This window comes from Vibrio chagasii (genome assembly GCF_002954585.1).
In the GTDB taxonomy this organism is placed as follows: domain Bacteria; phylum Pseudomonadota; class Gammaproteobacteria; order Enterobacterales; family Vibrionaceae; genus Vibrio; species Vibrio chagasii_A.
The window spans coordinates 606,316-620,392 of record NZ_MSCI01000001.1 but is presented as its reverse complement, the minus strand read 5'-3'; the positions used below and the strand labels follow the sequence as shown (position 1 = coordinate 620,392).

Annotated in this window: 15 protein-coding genes and 3 pseudogenes; 14 read left to right on the top strand and 4 right to left on the bottom strand. The window is 43.8% G+C overall.

Going from position 1 to position 14,077, the window contains the following annotated elements:
- Window positions 1-4: 4 nt before the first annotated feature.
- Together BTO10_RS03020 and BTO10_RS03015 are read left to right on the top strand one after the other, a co-directional pair.
- Window positions 5-625, top strand: a complete 621-nt coding sequence (locus BTO10_RS03020) for an energy transducer TonB (protein ID WP_105023532.1) — start codon at window positions 5-7, stop codon at window positions 623-625.
- Entirely contained in the window at window positions 622-1,800 is a 1,179-nt protein-coding gene (locus BTO10_RS03015; RefSeq protein WP_105023531.1) for a tetratricopeptide repeat protein, read from the top strand. Before BTO10_RS03020 ends, BTO10_RS03015 begins: the two co-directional genes overlap by 4 nt.
- Window positions 1,801-1,913: 113 nt before the next feature.
- Here the strand turns inward: BTO10_RS03015 and BTO10_RS03010 are convergent, their stop codons facing one another.
- Window positions 1,914-2,234 (bottom strand): hypothetical protein, encoded by a 321-nt coding sequence (locus tag BTO10_RS03010; protein WP_004739206.1) that lies wholly within the window; start codon window positions 2,232-2,234, stop codon window positions 1,914-1,916.
- Between the two features lie 318 nt (window positions 2,235-2,552).
- Between BTO10_RS03010 and BTO10_RS03005 the strand changes: the two genes are divergently transcribed.
- From BTO10_RS03005 to BTO10_RS02965, 9 genes are all read left to right on the top strand, one after another.
- Window positions 2,553-3,182, top strand: a complete 630-nt coding sequence (locus BTO10_RS03005) for a PepSY-associated TM helix domain-containing protein (protein WP_105023530.1) — start codon at window positions 2,553-2,555, stop codon at window positions 3,180-3,182.
- A 71-nt stretch (window positions 3,183-3,253) separates the two neighbouring features.
- Entirely contained in the window at window positions 3,254-3,772 is a 519-nt protein-coding gene (locus BTO10_RS03000) for a DUF2271 domain-containing protein (RefSeq protein ID WP_105023529.1), read from the top strand.
- Window positions 3,773-3,890: 118 nt separating this feature from the next.
- A complete protein-coding gene (locus BTO10_RS02995; protein ID WP_105023528.1) occupies window positions 3,891-4,727 on the top strand; it encodes a DUF4198 domain-containing protein in 837 nt (278 codons plus the stop codon).
- Between the two features lie 117 nt (window positions 4,728-4,844).
- On the top strand, window positions 4,845-5,180 hold the full coding sequence (locus BTO10_RS02990) for a hypothetical protein (protein WP_004739201.1): 336 nt from the start codon (window positions 4,845-4,847) through the stop codon (window positions 5,178-5,180).
- Window positions 5,177-5,734, top strand: a complete 558-nt coding sequence (locus tag BTO10_RS02985) for a DUF6162 family protein (RefSeq protein WP_105023527.1) — start codon at window positions 5,177-5,179, stop codon at window positions 5,732-5,734. The genes BTO10_RS02990 and BTO10_RS02985 overlap by 4 nt, the downstream gene beginning before the upstream one ends.
- 16 nt (window positions 5,735-5,750) lie before the next feature.
- Window positions 5,751-6,686 (top strand): metal ABC transporter solute-binding protein, Zn/Mn family, encoded by a 936-nt coding sequence (locus tag BTO10_RS02980; RefSeq protein ID WP_105023526.1) that lies wholly within the window; start codon window positions 5,751-5,753, stop codon window positions 6,684-6,686.
- On the top strand, window positions 6,686-7,420 hold the full coding sequence (locus BTO10_RS02975; protein WP_105023525.1) for a metal ABC transporter ATP-binding protein: 735 nt from the start codon (window positions 6,686-6,688) through the stop codon (window positions 7,418-7,420). Before BTO10_RS02980 ends, BTO10_RS02975 begins: the two co-directional genes overlap by 1 nt.
- Window positions 7,420-8,295 carry a metal ABC transporter permease gene (locus BTO10_RS02970; protein ID WP_004739197.1) on the top strand — a complete coding sequence of 292 codons (876 nt, stop codon included), beginning with the start codon at window positions 7,420-7,422 and terminating at the stop codon, window positions 8,293-8,295. The genes BTO10_RS02975 and BTO10_RS02970 overlap by 1 nt, the downstream gene beginning before the upstream one ends.
- A gap of 2 nt (window positions 8,296-8,297) precedes the next feature.
- Window positions 8,298-9,221 carry an ABC transporter substrate-binding protein gene (locus tag BTO10_RS02965; protein WP_105023524.1) on the top strand — a complete coding sequence of 308 codons (924 nt, stop codon included), beginning with the start codon at window positions 8,298-8,300 and terminating at the stop codon, window positions 9,219-9,221.
- 111 nt (window positions 9,222-9,332) lie between these two features.
- Here the strand turns inward: BTO10_RS02965 and BTO10_RS02960 are convergent, their stop codons facing one another.
- Window positions 9,333-9,536: a DUF2986 domain-containing protein gene (locus tag BTO10_RS02960; RefSeq protein WP_105023523.1), complete on the bottom strand. Its 204-nt coding sequence runs from the start codon at window positions 9,534-9,536 to the stop codon at window positions 9,333-9,335.
- Window positions 9,537-9,632: 96 nt separating this feature from the next.
- On the opposite strand from BTO10_RS02960, the pseudogene BTO10_RS23335 reads away from it, so the two are divergent.
- The 3 pseudogenes from BTO10_RS23335 to BTO10_RS02945 form a co-directional block, all read left to right on the top strand.
- Window positions 9,633-9,896, top strand: a pseudogene (locus BTO10_RS23335) (GNAT family N-acetyltransferase); the annotation flags it as partial.
- Window positions 9,888-10,037 (top strand): annotated as a pseudogene (locus BTO10_RS23415) (AraC family transcriptional regulator); the annotation flags it as partial. The pseudogenes BTO10_RS23335 and BTO10_RS23415, both read left to right, overlap by 9 nt.
- 608 nt (window positions 10,038-10,645) lie before the next feature.
- Window positions 10,646-10,986, top strand: a pseudogene (locus tag BTO10_RS02945) (helix-turn-helix domain-containing protein).
- 102 nt (window positions 10,987-11,088) lie between these two features.
- Here the strand turns inward: BTO10_RS02945 and BTO10_RS02940 are convergent.
- Both BTO10_RS02940 and BTO10_RS02930 read right to left on the bottom strand, forming a co-directional pair.
- The gene (locus tag BTO10_RS02940; RefSeq protein ID WP_105023520.1) at window positions 11,089-12,240 is read right to left on the bottom strand and encodes an MFS transporter; all 1,152 of its coding nucleotides are present in this window, start codon (window positions 12,238-12,240) and stop codon (window positions 11,089-11,091) included.
- 528 nt (window positions 12,241-12,768) lie between these two features.
- Window positions 12,769-13,800 carry an AraC family transcriptional regulator gene (locus tag BTO10_RS02930; protein WP_102425330.1) on the bottom strand — a complete coding sequence of 344 codons (1,032 nt, stop codon included), beginning with the start codon at window positions 13,798-13,800 and terminating at the stop codon, window positions 12,769-12,771.
- Window positions 13,801-14,077: the final 277 nt, after the last annotated feature.

The window sequence follows — 14,077 nt, the reverse complement described above, 5'->3', positions numbered from 1 at the left end:
ATAAATGATTCGCCTATTTCTTGCTTTACCGCTAGCGGGTGCATTGGGCTTAGCACTGTTTTCTTTCATGGCTTGGATGGTCGACAATGGTCACCAACGTTCACCAGATGAGAGTGAGACGTTAAGTTTCAACATGGTGATGGTGGAACAGGAACAAGAAGTTCAAAGAAGACAACGTGCCGTCCCTGAAAAACCAGAAATGCCAGAGCCGCCACCGGAAGCACAAACGTCTCAGTCACAAGCTGAAGTAACGCCTCTGAACTCTATGTCTTCTTTGCCTTCATTGGATTTGAATACATCTATTGATGGCTTAGCGATTAACGCACCGACATTCTCTGATTTTGGATCAAACCAACAGGCAATGCCACTGTATCGAGTTGATCCACGTTATCCAGCGAAAGCACGCAAGCGTGGTGCTGAAGGCTTCGTTATCATGTCGTTTACGATTGATGAAACGGGGCGTCCTGTTGATATTAAGGTTACTGATGCAAATCCGCGTCGTATGTTTGAACGTGAAGCGATGAGAGCACTTAAAAACTGGAAGTACCAACCAAAAGTTGTCGATGGAAAAGCGATAGCTCAAGTTGGTCAAACAGTAACAATAGAGTTTAAGTTGGAAAAATGATAAAACAGATATGGATATTAGTGGGCTTATTGTTATTGCCCCTCACAACGCAAGCGCAAGAGCTGTCTCAATATACTGCTATTCGTGTTCAAAAAGCACATAACCTTGCTCAAGAAGAAAAGGTAAAGCAGGCGATTGATGTTCTCGCTAATTTAGAGCTATCTAAAGGCTACGACAAAGCTTATGTGGCTCGTATGTTGGGTGTTTACTATTGGCAAGACGGTAAAACGGGTGCCGCTATTAAGCAGCTGACGTACGCGGTCGACACTAACTTGCTTGTTGATGAGCAAGCATGGGTGACTAAACGCATGCTTGCTGATCTTCTATTAAATGATCAGCAGTTCACAAATGCGCTACCACATTACTATGAGCTAGTAAAAACGGCACCAGAGACAGAAAAGAAAGATGTGCTTTGGATGCGAATTGCACAAGCGGAATACCAAATCGAAAACTGGTCAAAAGTGCTGGTGGCCATTGGTAATCACGACAAGTTCAATTCTAAACCACAGCTATCGCCATTATCGCTAAAGCTGGGTGCACAGCTGCAGTTAAAGCAGTGGAAGCAATCCATTCCAACGTTGGAGAGTCTTATCGAACTCCAACCTGAGAAAGATAATTGGTGGCGTCAGCTTGTTGGTATTCAGCTACAGTTAGAGCGCAGCAGAGATGCTTTGAATACATTGGCGTTAGCAGATCTACACGGTGTTGAGTTGAAAAACTCGGACCGTAGACTTCTTGCACAGTTGTACGCGAAACGAGGCATTCCTGAGCGCGCTGCTCAAGAGATCGCTAAGCTAGATGATGCGAACAGTGATGTTAAGCTTTTGGCTGAGCAAGCTACATACTGGCAGCTAGCGAAAGAGTGGGACAACGCGATTGATGTTTGGACGCTAGCATCTAAAAAGGACAGTCAATACCATTGGAACGTGGCTCAGTTGCTTGTTCAACAAGGATACTACGACAGAGCGCTGGTTGTTCTAGATAAAGTGAAAGACAAAAACAAACAAGCCGATGTTGCGTTAGCGAAAGTACGTTCATGGTACAAGCTCAAAAATCTGGACAACGCACTGGCTCAAGCGAAACGCGCTGATAATATTGAACCTTCCTCCGAAGCGAAAGGTTGGATTAAGTTTTTGACTCAACTAAGAACGGTCAGCGACAACGGAAATGCCTGATAGCTTATAACTAAAGAGAAACTAACAAAGGTGTCATTTGATTGGTCAAGTGACACCTTTTTTGTTTTATAGGCTACGTGATAAGCAATAGAGCTAAAAAGTAGAGGGATGTATTATGGGCTGCACATCGTCCCGCTTGGTGAGCCACTTTCAATTACTCCACTCGCATTAACCACCCAGTTAATGGTGCAGTCTCGAAATGGGTTTTTAAATGCATGCAAGGTGTAACCATTGTCTAGTGCATTTTGGGTCTCAACCCAAGCATAGTTTCGGGACTCCCAAAAACTGATAGGACGTGAACGTTCTGTTAGATATCGTTCCTGTACATCAGTTATGTTTGAGCCAATGTATTGCTGAATGTGTTCTTCCGTACTGGCTATTTGACTTGAACATGCTGCAGTTAGCGCAGTTAAAGCCAATATGATAATACGCATTACTTAATTCCTTTTAGCTTGATCGTTCCGTTCAAAAACGTCCTAAACTTTTATCCTTTAAAGCCACAGCAGCCATCAAAACATACATCACTCACTAGGTTGAAATATAAGAGCGAGGTTTCATTATTTGAACAGACTGCGTGATTAATGCTGCTGTTTACACGTTAGCAAGAATATGCATCCAGTTCGATTATATCGTGTGTAATGTTATGTAAATTTCCCAGCGTTTCTCGGAAAACGTAAACAATGTAAATTGAATGCCAATACGAATGATTATCAACTAAATTGTCGCCATAAAATTTATAGGTAATGGTTTGTATGTCGTTAAAAAGTAGGGCAGTTCAGTCATGGGCTCGTCGACTTCATGTTTATATTTCTATGGCGCTCCTGTTCGTTGTTCTTTTTTTCTCAGTGACAGGTATCACCCTGAACCGACCTGAGCTATTTGAATCAAGCCAGCCAAATATCCAACGCTCTACACTTACACTTCCTGCGAGCTTGTTCACCATTCAAGATGGTCGATTGAAAGCTGATCAAACGGCTTTCGAAACGTTTCTGTTTGAAGAAGCGAACTTGTCTGGCGTTCCCTCAGGTTTAGACATTTACGCAGAGATCGAAGACGGTGAACTGCTCCTTGGCGAAGTGTCGATGGACTTCAAAGGCCCTGGTTATAACGCTTCCGTTTTCGTTGACGTGACGTCTGAAATTGTCGAAGTCGAAACCACTAATTACGGTGTCATCGCACTGCTGAATGACCTCCATAAAGGGCGTAACAGTGGTGAAGTTTGGAAGTGGTTTATCGATATCACAGCGCTATTGATGATCTTCTTTGTGCTTACTGGCGTCTGCTTACTGTTACCTAAGAAAAAGACACTCAACACCTCCATCAAATGGACGGTGTTTGGGTCTGTGATCTCATTGGTTATCTATTTTGTCGCCGTGCCTTAATTTTTGATTCGATTAATGATTCTGATTGAAGAGTGAACTTAGGGTTAAACGGATTTAAAAGGTTGTTAAACATGAAAAAAATGAACTGGAGTAAAGCGCTGCTTGCTTTATCTCTTTTCCCAAGCCTTGGTATGGCACAAGCGATCCCTGAAACGGCAAAGCTGGATGTGAGTTTTGAACTTCCAAAAATTGATACCTCAATGTATGCACGCCCTTATGTGGCGGTGTGGGTAGAAAACAGCGAAAGAAAGCCTGTCAAAACGGTCGAGCTTTGGGTTGGTAAAGACGAGTGGCTGAAAGACCTACGTAGCTGGTGGAGAAAAGTTGGCCGTTACGATCGTGAATTGGTCGATGCGGTGACGTCTGCGACACGTCCTGTGGGTCAATACCGTTTTGTTTGGGATGGCAAGAGCGACAGTGGTGAAACGCTTGAACAAGGTGAGTATACGGTTCATATCGAAGTGGTTCGTGAACATGGTGGTCGTAACTACCTTCGCCAAAAAGTATCTCTTACAGATTCAAACGCATCTTACGAATTAAAAGCAACAGAAGAGACGGGTGAAATCACCTTGAACTACATCGCTAAATAGTAAGTGCGAATAGTAACTAGTAAGTACGAACTAAAACCAAGCTAAACAGAATAGACAGTGGTCATCGTAGGCTCAGATAGAGCGACACGGCTAACAATTATAAATAATGGAATTGAACATGATGAAACAAACAAAAATTAAGGCGCTTGCACTCGCGGGTGTTATGGCATTTGGCTTAGCAGCAACGACAACAGCACAAGCTCACCCACGTTGGATTCTGCCATCTCACTTCACTGTATCTAAAGAAGGTGGTGATTGGCTAACGTTCGACGTAACTGCGTCTCACGGTACGTTTGTGTTTGATAAGCCTGCTGGTAGCGAAAATGCTCATGTCATCATGCCAGATGGCCGCAGTGAGCGCCCTAACTTTGTGATTCGTGGTAAGCGTCGTTCAATTTTCGACTTCTACTTCGAAGAAGAAGGTACGCACAAAGTGGCTATCAACAACTATCCGTCATACTACACACAGTACAAAGCGGGTCGTCGTGATACGGTTAAGTGGGTTAAAGCAAACAAAGCTGAGCGTGATTCAGTACTACCAGAAAAGGCACGTGACGTGGTAACACAAATCAGCTTCACACGTGCTGAAAGCTACATCACAGTAGGTAAGCCATCAGATTCAGTTTTCAAAATTGAAGGCAAGCTACTTGAAATGAAGCCTATTACACACCCTTCAGACATCATTGAAGGTGAACCAGTAACATTCCAGTTCTTCTACAACGGTGAAGTTCAGAAAGGTGTTACGGCGGAAATCACTCGTGAAGGCACACTTTACCGCAACCACCAAGAGCAGATTGACGTGGTAAGCGATGAGAATGGTGAAATCACGTTTACTCCAGACGTAGCGGGTCGTTACGTAATGAAAGCGAACTACAAAGGTGAGTTGATTGACAACCCACTGGCGGACAAAGCGAGTGCCAACGTTCACCTAACGTTCGAAGCTCTCCTTCAATAATCTTTGATATTGGGGGCTAGCCTCCCGATTAAACAACCAAAAAACTTAAGGGCTCATTTGAGCCCTTTATCGCTCAGTTTATGACTGAGAATTTGCACTGTGGCTAGGGTACAAACCATGACAATAAAAACAAAACTGAACGCTTTAATAACGCCTTGCTTAGCATTGGGACTTGGTTTCGCTGCATTACCTGCACAAGCACACTTTCCATTGATGAGTTGCTGGTTGGAAGGCAAAACCGTTGCCTGTGAAGCGGGTTACTCTGATGGCAGCAAGGCGATTGATTATGCGGTTGAGATGTACGACTACGAAGACAATTTGATTGCAAAAGAGATGACCGATAAGCGCTCTATCGTTGAATTCCCCCATCCAGACACTGAGTTTTACCTCGTGTTCGATTCTGGCCACGAATTTCCTGTAGAAGTTGATGTCGTAGAGATCAGCGAAAAATGATGATTCAAAGTGTACGTGCCGATACCGGTGGTAGAGAGGGGAAATGGGTTGGATTGATCATTATATTCATCCTTTGCTTTGCAACTGTCGCGATCCCATTTCATCAGGCGGAGTCTCACGTGAAAGCCGCACTTGATCATCAAGTTCTAGTAACGGATGTTGAACAAGAAAACTTGGCGATGCTGTCAGAGCTGCGTTTGGCTCATGAAGAAATTCGTGACTTGCGTATGGACTCAGATGGCGAATGGCCAAGTGTTATGTCACTTAAAGATGAGTGGGTTGCACCATTTGTAGAAGACCAGAGTTGGAAGCGCAAAGGCTCTCATGCTTGGCTACTCGACGAGCGCGGTTATTATTTTTCCACACCAAATGAACTTGGCTTTGCGGATTCTTTTATTCTGAACGCGACCAGCGTTTCTCCTGAAATCTGGATTTTCTTTGGTATAGCTAAACAGCCTAGTGCTTTTGACGAGCACACACTTGAATCTGAAGGCTGGAAAATGGTTGTGAATGAATCAGAAGTTGAACAGCATCGTGCAAGCGATGCTCACTAAAAATAAGAGATTTACTATGCGAATTATGACCCTGTTCATGTCGTTATTATCGGTGTTCATGGCACCTCATGCATTAGCAAAAGAATACACGGTCGACAGTAACAAGCTGACGATTGGTATCACACTTCAACCTTACTACAGCTATGTGAAAGCCGTAGTCGGCGACAAAGTGAATATTCTTCCTTTGGTTGACGCTGGTTTTAACCCACATAACTACCTACCACAACCGAACGACCTGAAGCGATTGAGCCAGATGGATGCAATCGTAGTAAACGGCATTGGTCACGATGACTTTGCGCTTAAAGTCATTGCAGCAGCGCAACGTGATGATTTGGTTGTGATCGAAGCAAACACAGAAGTGCCTTTACTTCCTGCTCTTGGTCAATCTGTTGGTCAGGGTGCTGTTAATCCGCATACCTTCGTTGGGCTTTCGACAACCATTCAGAAGGTTTACACCATTGCCAGTGAAGTTTCTAAACTCGACCCAGACAACGCTGCGTTTTATCGCAAGAATGCACGTAAGTACGCAAAGCAATTTCGTTTCATGAAACGTGATGCGATGTTGTCATTAGGTGAGTTAGATACATCAGGCATGAAGGTTGCGACGACACACAATGCTTACGGTTACATTCTTCAAGAGTTTGGTGTTGATGTCGCGGCGGTAATCGAGCCAGCACACGGTGTTGAGCCAAGTGCTAGCCAACTTCAAGAGACGATTGAGAAGATCCGCGCATCGGGTATCGATGTACTGTTCTACGAATTAAACATGCCAAACCGTTTTGTTGACACAATTGAAGCGGAAACAGGCGTTCAGCTTTACCGTTTCTCTCACATGACCCACGGTGAATATGAAGACGACAAAGTCGAAGTTGAGATGAAGAAGAACCTAGAAACGTTAATCGAAGCAATGAAATTTGCAGCGGCGAACCAAGCTAAAAGCGGGAACGCATAATGCTAGGTCCATCAATCTCAATCAATAAACTGGGTCTACAGTACGATAATAATGTGATTCTTGATGATATCTCGCTAGAACTTAAAGCGGGTGAATGTCATGTGATCATGGGACCAAACGGTGGCGGCAAAACTTCTTTGCTGAGATCTGTACTTGGACTGACGCCTTTCTCTGGAACAATCAACATTCATTGGCCAGAAAAGCCAAGTATTGGTTACGTGCCTCAAAAAGCGACATTCGAGTCGAGCTTACCTTTGACGGTCATGGACTTTGTTCTGCTAAATCAGACGCGAATCCCTCTGTTTTGGCGTCGTAAATCAAAGCAGTTAGAGCTTGCTCTCGCGCAGTTAGATCGCGTTGGTATGGCGACTCGTAGCGACCGCCGTATGGGACAGTTGTCCGGTGGTGAGCAGCAACGTGTTTTGTTTGCTCAAGCGTTATTGGATAACCCGAGCTTACTTGTATTGGATGAACCTACGACGGGGATGGACGAGCAGGGTGTTCGCTATCTGGAGTCGCTGATTCGTGAATGCGTTGATGAAGGCCGAACGATTCTAGCGGTGCACCACGATGTTACTGCGGTACGTCGACTTGAAGCGAACGTACATGTCGTTAACCGATTCTTAGTCGATAGCGGCCCACATGAGCAAGTACTGCATCCAACGAAGATCGAAAGCCTATTTCAGCACTATAGTAGTGGCTCAGTAATGACTGAATCGAAGGAGGTTGCATAATGGATTGGTTACGACAACTTGCCATTAGTGGTGTGGAAGCGGGCTTGTTATCTGAAAGCTTCATGTATGCCTTCATGGTAAATGCTTTGGTTGCAGCCTTATTGCTTGGCCCTCTTTTAGGTGGCCTTGGTACTTTGGTGATTGCAAAGCGTCTCGCTTTCTTTTCTGAAGCTGTCGGACACGCGGCGTTAACCGGTATCGCAATCGGTGTTCTACTTGGCGAGCCGCCAGAAAATCCGATTATTGGGCTGTTTAGCTTTTGTATGATCTTCGCTTTGCTTCTGCACTTTGTGAGAAACCGAACCAACGTGCCATACGATACCTTGGTTGGTGTGTTCCTTGCGCTGGCATTGGCAGTGGGTGCTGCGTTACTGATGTATGTGGCTCGTAAGATCAATATTCACATGCTTGAGAACGTATTGTTTGGTTCGATTCTTACGGTAACGGATCAGGACTTAGCGATTCTCGCCGGCAGTTGCGCGATCATCATTTTGCTTTTGATACCGACATTCAACCGTATCCTGCTTACCTGCATTAGCCCTGATATTGCGAAGGTTCGCGGTTACAACACCAGTTTCTACGACTACTTGTTTGTCATGATGATCACGTTAGTCACGATTGCTGCCGTGAAGATCGTCGGTGCAGTTCTAGTGGGTGCGTTATTGCTGATTCCAGGTGCGACAGCTCGACTACTAACTAAACGCATGGGTAGCTTCGTGTTGTTATCAGCTCTGCTTGCGACCATTGCTTGTCTGGTTGGTACGGTTTTACCAATGGAACTTAAATTACCAGTGCCGTCGGGTGCTTCAATCATCATTGTTTCTGCAACGTTTTTCCTTGCAGCAACGCTATACCGAATTGTAAGAAAGGCGTAATCATGACTTCTTTAATGAATCGTATCTCGAGCTCAGTAAAAGCAACGGCGCAAGTCGGTGTGCTTGGTAGTGTGTTAATGGCTGGCTCAGTGGTGTCACTTAAAGCGAATGCGGAAGATATTCTAACGAGTACACCTGTGACTTATGCATTAGCGACAGAGCTAACTAAAGGCACTGACATTACGACCGAGTATCTGCCACCAAAGCGCTATGGTATTGATCGTCTGCCGAATTGGTTTGGTACCAAGGGAGCAAGCAAAGTGCTTAAGTCTGGCGAAAAGGCGACCGTTGCTCTGACTCTGTCATCGATTTGGCAAGCCGATCCTACATTCGTATACGCAAGGCAAGGTAATATCCGCTTGGTTGAGGTCGATGTGGCTCAAGCGATTACGCCTCGAGCACAAGGTGTTGCAGCACTTACGTTATCGAATGGCGAAGTGTCTAAGTATGCTTGGTTAAACCCAACCAACTTAACGCGCATGGCTGCGATTGTGGCTGATGACTTTAAGTTATTGTGGCCAGAGCAGGCTGAAGCTATTGATAGTAATCTGCAGCGCGTGATGTTGGATGTTCGCGAACTGATTAACAAGCAACAAGCTGTATTGCTTGATAACGAAGTGGACTCAGTACTCTTGCTTTCGGAAAGCTTGGAAGATTTTGCATCTGGTAGCCAACTGTATGTTGAAGACCGCATGTTTAAAGCAGAGCTTGAATGGACAGAGCAGGACAAAGCGAAACTTAAAGCGATGTTTTCGGAAGATGATGCACTATGGCTTGTTACAGCGAAAAAGCCGAGCAACTTGATTAAATCTCTAGTACCTAATGAGCGTATTCTAGTGGTGGACTCAGTTGATCGTTGGGGTAGAGCAGGAATCAGTGCTCAAGCACCATTCTCTCGTTGGGAAGTTAAGCTATTTAAAGGCTAATCAACGAGATTCAATATATTAGGATCAAAAAAGCAGCCTAAATAGAGGCTGCTTTTTTGTACTTACCTTTTAGCAAAAAGCCAGGTAAGAATTCACAGTTAGAGCTTAATCTTACTCTGCTGCTTTAGTTTCTTCAGCTTCAACAGTTGCTTCGACAGCACCTTCAGTTTGCGCTGCTTGAGCCTGTTCTTCTGCTTCCATTTTTGCGCGTTCAGCTTTAGAAATGTAGCGAGGCTTATTACTTGTATGCAGTTTCGAATTCGCTTTTTTCTGCTTCTTTTTTAGAATTTGATTAATTTTTTTCTTACGGTTCATTGCTGCATAGCCTTGTATTTAGTTTAGGCGGTGGAGGATAATCATTTTAGCTCTAGAACTCAATATTTACATGGTATTCAGCAAGGAAATATCGTCATGCAGGCAGTCGAAACCGCTCGTTTAAGATTAAGAATGATTACAACTGATGATGCTGAATTTATCCAAAGGTTATATAGCTCAGAAGACTTCTTGCGTTATATCGGAGACAAAGAGATAACCAACACGGCAAAAGCTGAAGAGTATATCGAGAACAACATCCTTAAGATGCATCAAGAGAAGTGGGTCTGTTTGTTGATGGTAGAACTGAAAGCAATCTCAACGCCAATCGGAGTTTGCGGATCAATTACGAGGACCAGTTTGCTAAAGCAACAAGATTGGTCAGTATCTATGATTACTAATCGTCTCGTTGATAAAGACCCCTATAATTTGTCTCACCGTTTTAAGAAACATTTTGGCTTATCACCTAGTCAATACCGTAAGAATTATCGGCTCACAAGCTAACTATATGATCTGAAATATAAAGTAAAATGTAGGGTAGTATGAAGAGCCCATTTAGCTCTGAACCCGCTTTTAAATATGATATGAAATCGTGTTTATTTTTCTTGTCTGATAACCAAGAAATGCAGTAGATCTACTGTATTTTTCAAGGTTGGTGTTATGTAGTTTTCCCTCACTTTTATGACCATACCTAGTTAAATCGATATGGTTGAACCACAAAATAAGAGGTAAGTAATGCCACATGATGTAACAGATATGCCGGATTTTACTACTGAACAAAAAATCGTTGTGAACAGTAGGGAAGTGAATACTAAAACCAGACTGGTTAGAAAGGAAGATAATGGTAAATCGGTAACATCCGCGTCAGTACTGGTTGCAATCTATGAGAACAGCGGAATGATAGACTGTAAATGCCTGTGCACCATACCCAACGAAGGCTATTTGTTGGAGCTAAGACCTTGCTGTTAATATTCTAATAATAAATTTTTAATCTCTTTACCGTACACGCATCTTTCATTATCTTCGAATTCAAGCGTCCATTTATAAGTGACGTTATTAAACACATGTCTTAATAAAGTTGTGTCGTTAGTTGCTCTGTTAGGGAATATTATATGAATACGGACTACTCCCCTGTCATTGACGGTATACGTGAAGAACAAAACGAGGTCTTGGAAGTAAACGGTAAGGTTATTGAGCTAAATACCAAGCTCATACGCAATTTGGAAAATGGTTATATCGTAGGAACGATGCCATTGGCTTATAGAAAGATGATTCTTGCTATGAATCGTCATCGTGGACAACTATTCAGTGTGCCGCAGCTAAAAAAATCGGTTGGGAAGGTGAGAAGGTCACTAACTCTTCAGTGATTGTCGCTATTTCAGAGATACGTTCTATTCTTGGTGATGGCTTGATCCTAACGATTACTGGCGAAGGCTATGTGTTCCAACCCTAGTGTAACCCTCTAAATATCGTGTACAAAAAAGGGCACTTCATTTGGACGTATTGTCTTTAGTGAAGAGCCCCTAAGTGTATCGCTCAAAAGCAAGGTAATGACTTATTCGCCCGCAACTTGTAGGTGAGAGCGTTTAAGGCTCGCAATCAACATGTAAATCGTCGTCGCTAGTAACGATGCAAACAGGTAAGTGAACAACCCTGCTTGTGAATCCATGAAGCTATCTGCCACGATTGGACCTGCAACAGAGCCAATGCTGTAGCAAAGCAGCATGATTTGAGTTACTGATACTAAGTAGCTTGGATCTAAGTTACGGCAGCCCAAGTTAATAGCAATTGGGTAAAGCGCGAACGTTGCCATGCCTAGTACGAATAGGCTCATACCTAACACGTAGAAATCATGATTAATGGTTAATACGCCAATGCTTGCTACGCCAAGTAGGCAGAACAGAGCCATTAGTAACACTTGACCTACATGGTGAGATAACCAAGTCACCATTGGCTGTACAGCCATACCACCCATAATAACCAACGCCATCAAACCGCCAATGTCCTCGTGCGCAATATTACGTTGTTCTAGCTCCACAGGCATTAAACCGTAAATTGCACCCAGTGTAAGCCCTGATACGATGCAGCCGATTAGCGCACTGTGGCTCAATTTGCTGACCTGTTTTAGAGACAGAGACTGAGCATCATGGATCTGTGGTGGTGTCGCTTGTCCGTACATTAAAACAATGATCGCGCCAAATAGCAGAGTGAACATTGCAATAAATGGTACACCGCCAGTAATACCTAGGTAACCAATACCCAACTGACCAACTGCAGAACCGCCGTACAGTGAACACATGTAAATCGCTAAGCGTTTTGCACGTTGTGATTCATCACCGCTCATTAGCCATGATTCAACAATGACGAAAATACCGGCAACCGACACACCAGCAACAAAGCGCGCGATTAGCCACACAGCTTGATGTGGGATTAAAGGCAACACAAGGATCGTTGCGATAAACACGCTCAGTGCCATTACAAACGCGTCTTTGTGGCCGATACGTGCAATCGCACGCTCAATCAATAATGTACCCGCTAAGAGCCCTGCATAAAAGGCACTCGCCAACCAACTCGATAGATTACTGTCTAGGCCGTATTCAGATAGCATTAATGGCAATGAGCTCATTAGGTAGCCTGAAGCGATCGCGTAGAAAGACAGTGCAATAACTGGAACGGTTATGCGAGTTGTTGGTTGGATGTTGTCCAATGCAGGAGCCTCCGAAAGTGTGAGAAACGATGAATTTTCCGCGACTATGGGGGAGAAACTGAATTGGGTAAAACGAATAAAAATGGTCGTTAAGATAAAAGAAATTTGTCGACTAACAAAACTAAAATACCGTTGCGATATATAGGGCGTGTTGATCTTTAGAGCTTATTTTTGCAGCGAGTTGCTGGGTATTTATACAAGACAGAGGCGTCTATGTGTAGCTAGCCTACATGAGAAGCCAATAACGTAGTAGAAATGACCAGCAAACGCTGCCCGAAGGGTTCGGCTAAAGGCGTTTTACTCTTTGTTGAGGGAGATTTGCTTAGAGTGGCTAGGCAACTTCTCCCTCGCCGCGATTAAAATGCTTTTATCTCGAACAAAATTTAACCACGATAGGTCAACACGCCCTAATCATTTTACGAGATTTTATGTGGTCAAAAAGCCGTTAAACCCTTGTTCATTGGCTATTTAATTAAGAGGGTGAAAACAAATTTATTTGTAGCGTTGAAATTAGATTTTAAGTGCAGTTTACGATAAGAGCGCGTCTTTTCGGTATTGACGTGGTGAGCTGCCACTCCATTTACGAAATGCGTGACGGAAGTTGGCGCTGTCAGAAAAACCAACACGTTCAGAAATCTCTTCAATGCTCATTTTTGTCGACGATAGATAGTGTCGAGAAAGATGGAAACGAACGTGATCGAGTATTTTCTGGTAACTCGTATCGGCCGCTTTAAGATGGCGACGTAAAGTGCGAGAAGACATTCCTAACTCTGAGGAGATCGATTCTATTGATGGGTAGCATCCAGGCCTCTCAAGTAGCATTTGAGAGACTTTCTCTTTAAGGCTGGTGGATGCACTCACTTTTGCCAACATGTCATCACACGACTTGAGACACATTTGTAATGTGATGGTATTAGCTGTGGGCAGAGGAGAGTACAAGCTGGTCGCATCAAATTGCCATTCAAGGCGGTCGCTATTAAATTCAACAGGGCAACGGAAAACCTCTGTATAAAGGTCACCGTACTCTGGCTTCGGATAAGGAAAGCGGATCACTTGTGATGGAAAGGGCTGTTGCAGCACTTCTTCACACAGGCTTTGGATCGCTGCAAACCAATATTCACAACAAAATGGCAGCACAGAGTCTAAGTCGATCAGTTGTTCTGCGCGAAAATACCCAACGTTATCCTCTACAGACATGGTCTTTCTCAGTACGGGGCCGGCAAGTTGCAAATATTTAAATCCGATCAGCAAAGCATCTAACAGCGTTTCGCTACTGAACACCGCATAGCCCAACACTCCAAAGTCGCTAAATCGGGCTTGCTGACCAACTCGTAAACCTAATCCGCCTTCATCCGTGTTCGCTAGTGCGTTACTGAACACCGCCAACTTTTGCGCCAAAGTAATGTGAGTATCTGGCGTATTGAGCTGAAGATCATCAATATTACTGCCTTCCAACAACGCTTCGATACTGAGAGCCGGTGACATGTAACGATGCAGTAGCTGAAGGTCAAGAATACCGAATGCTTGCATATCGGGTTCATAGACTGCGGTGTATTCCATAGAATTCCTCTTGTTGAAGTGTGTAATCTTAACCGAACTCTTAACATCTTTGCTTCTCGTTTGTTCTCACTTCCCCAAGTTAATTCAAAATTTTTATTCGTGAGTTCAGAGTTTTACGTGGCTTGTTAGAGTTGTGTCCGAATATCACCGGTTTTTGTCTTTTTGAAACCTGTTCGGGATGTTATCAAAATGTTGTAATTTCACAAGTTGCACATTGGTTCGTTTCCAACATTTTGCTCAATAATCACTTTTATTAACGTGACGCTCCAATATGCGA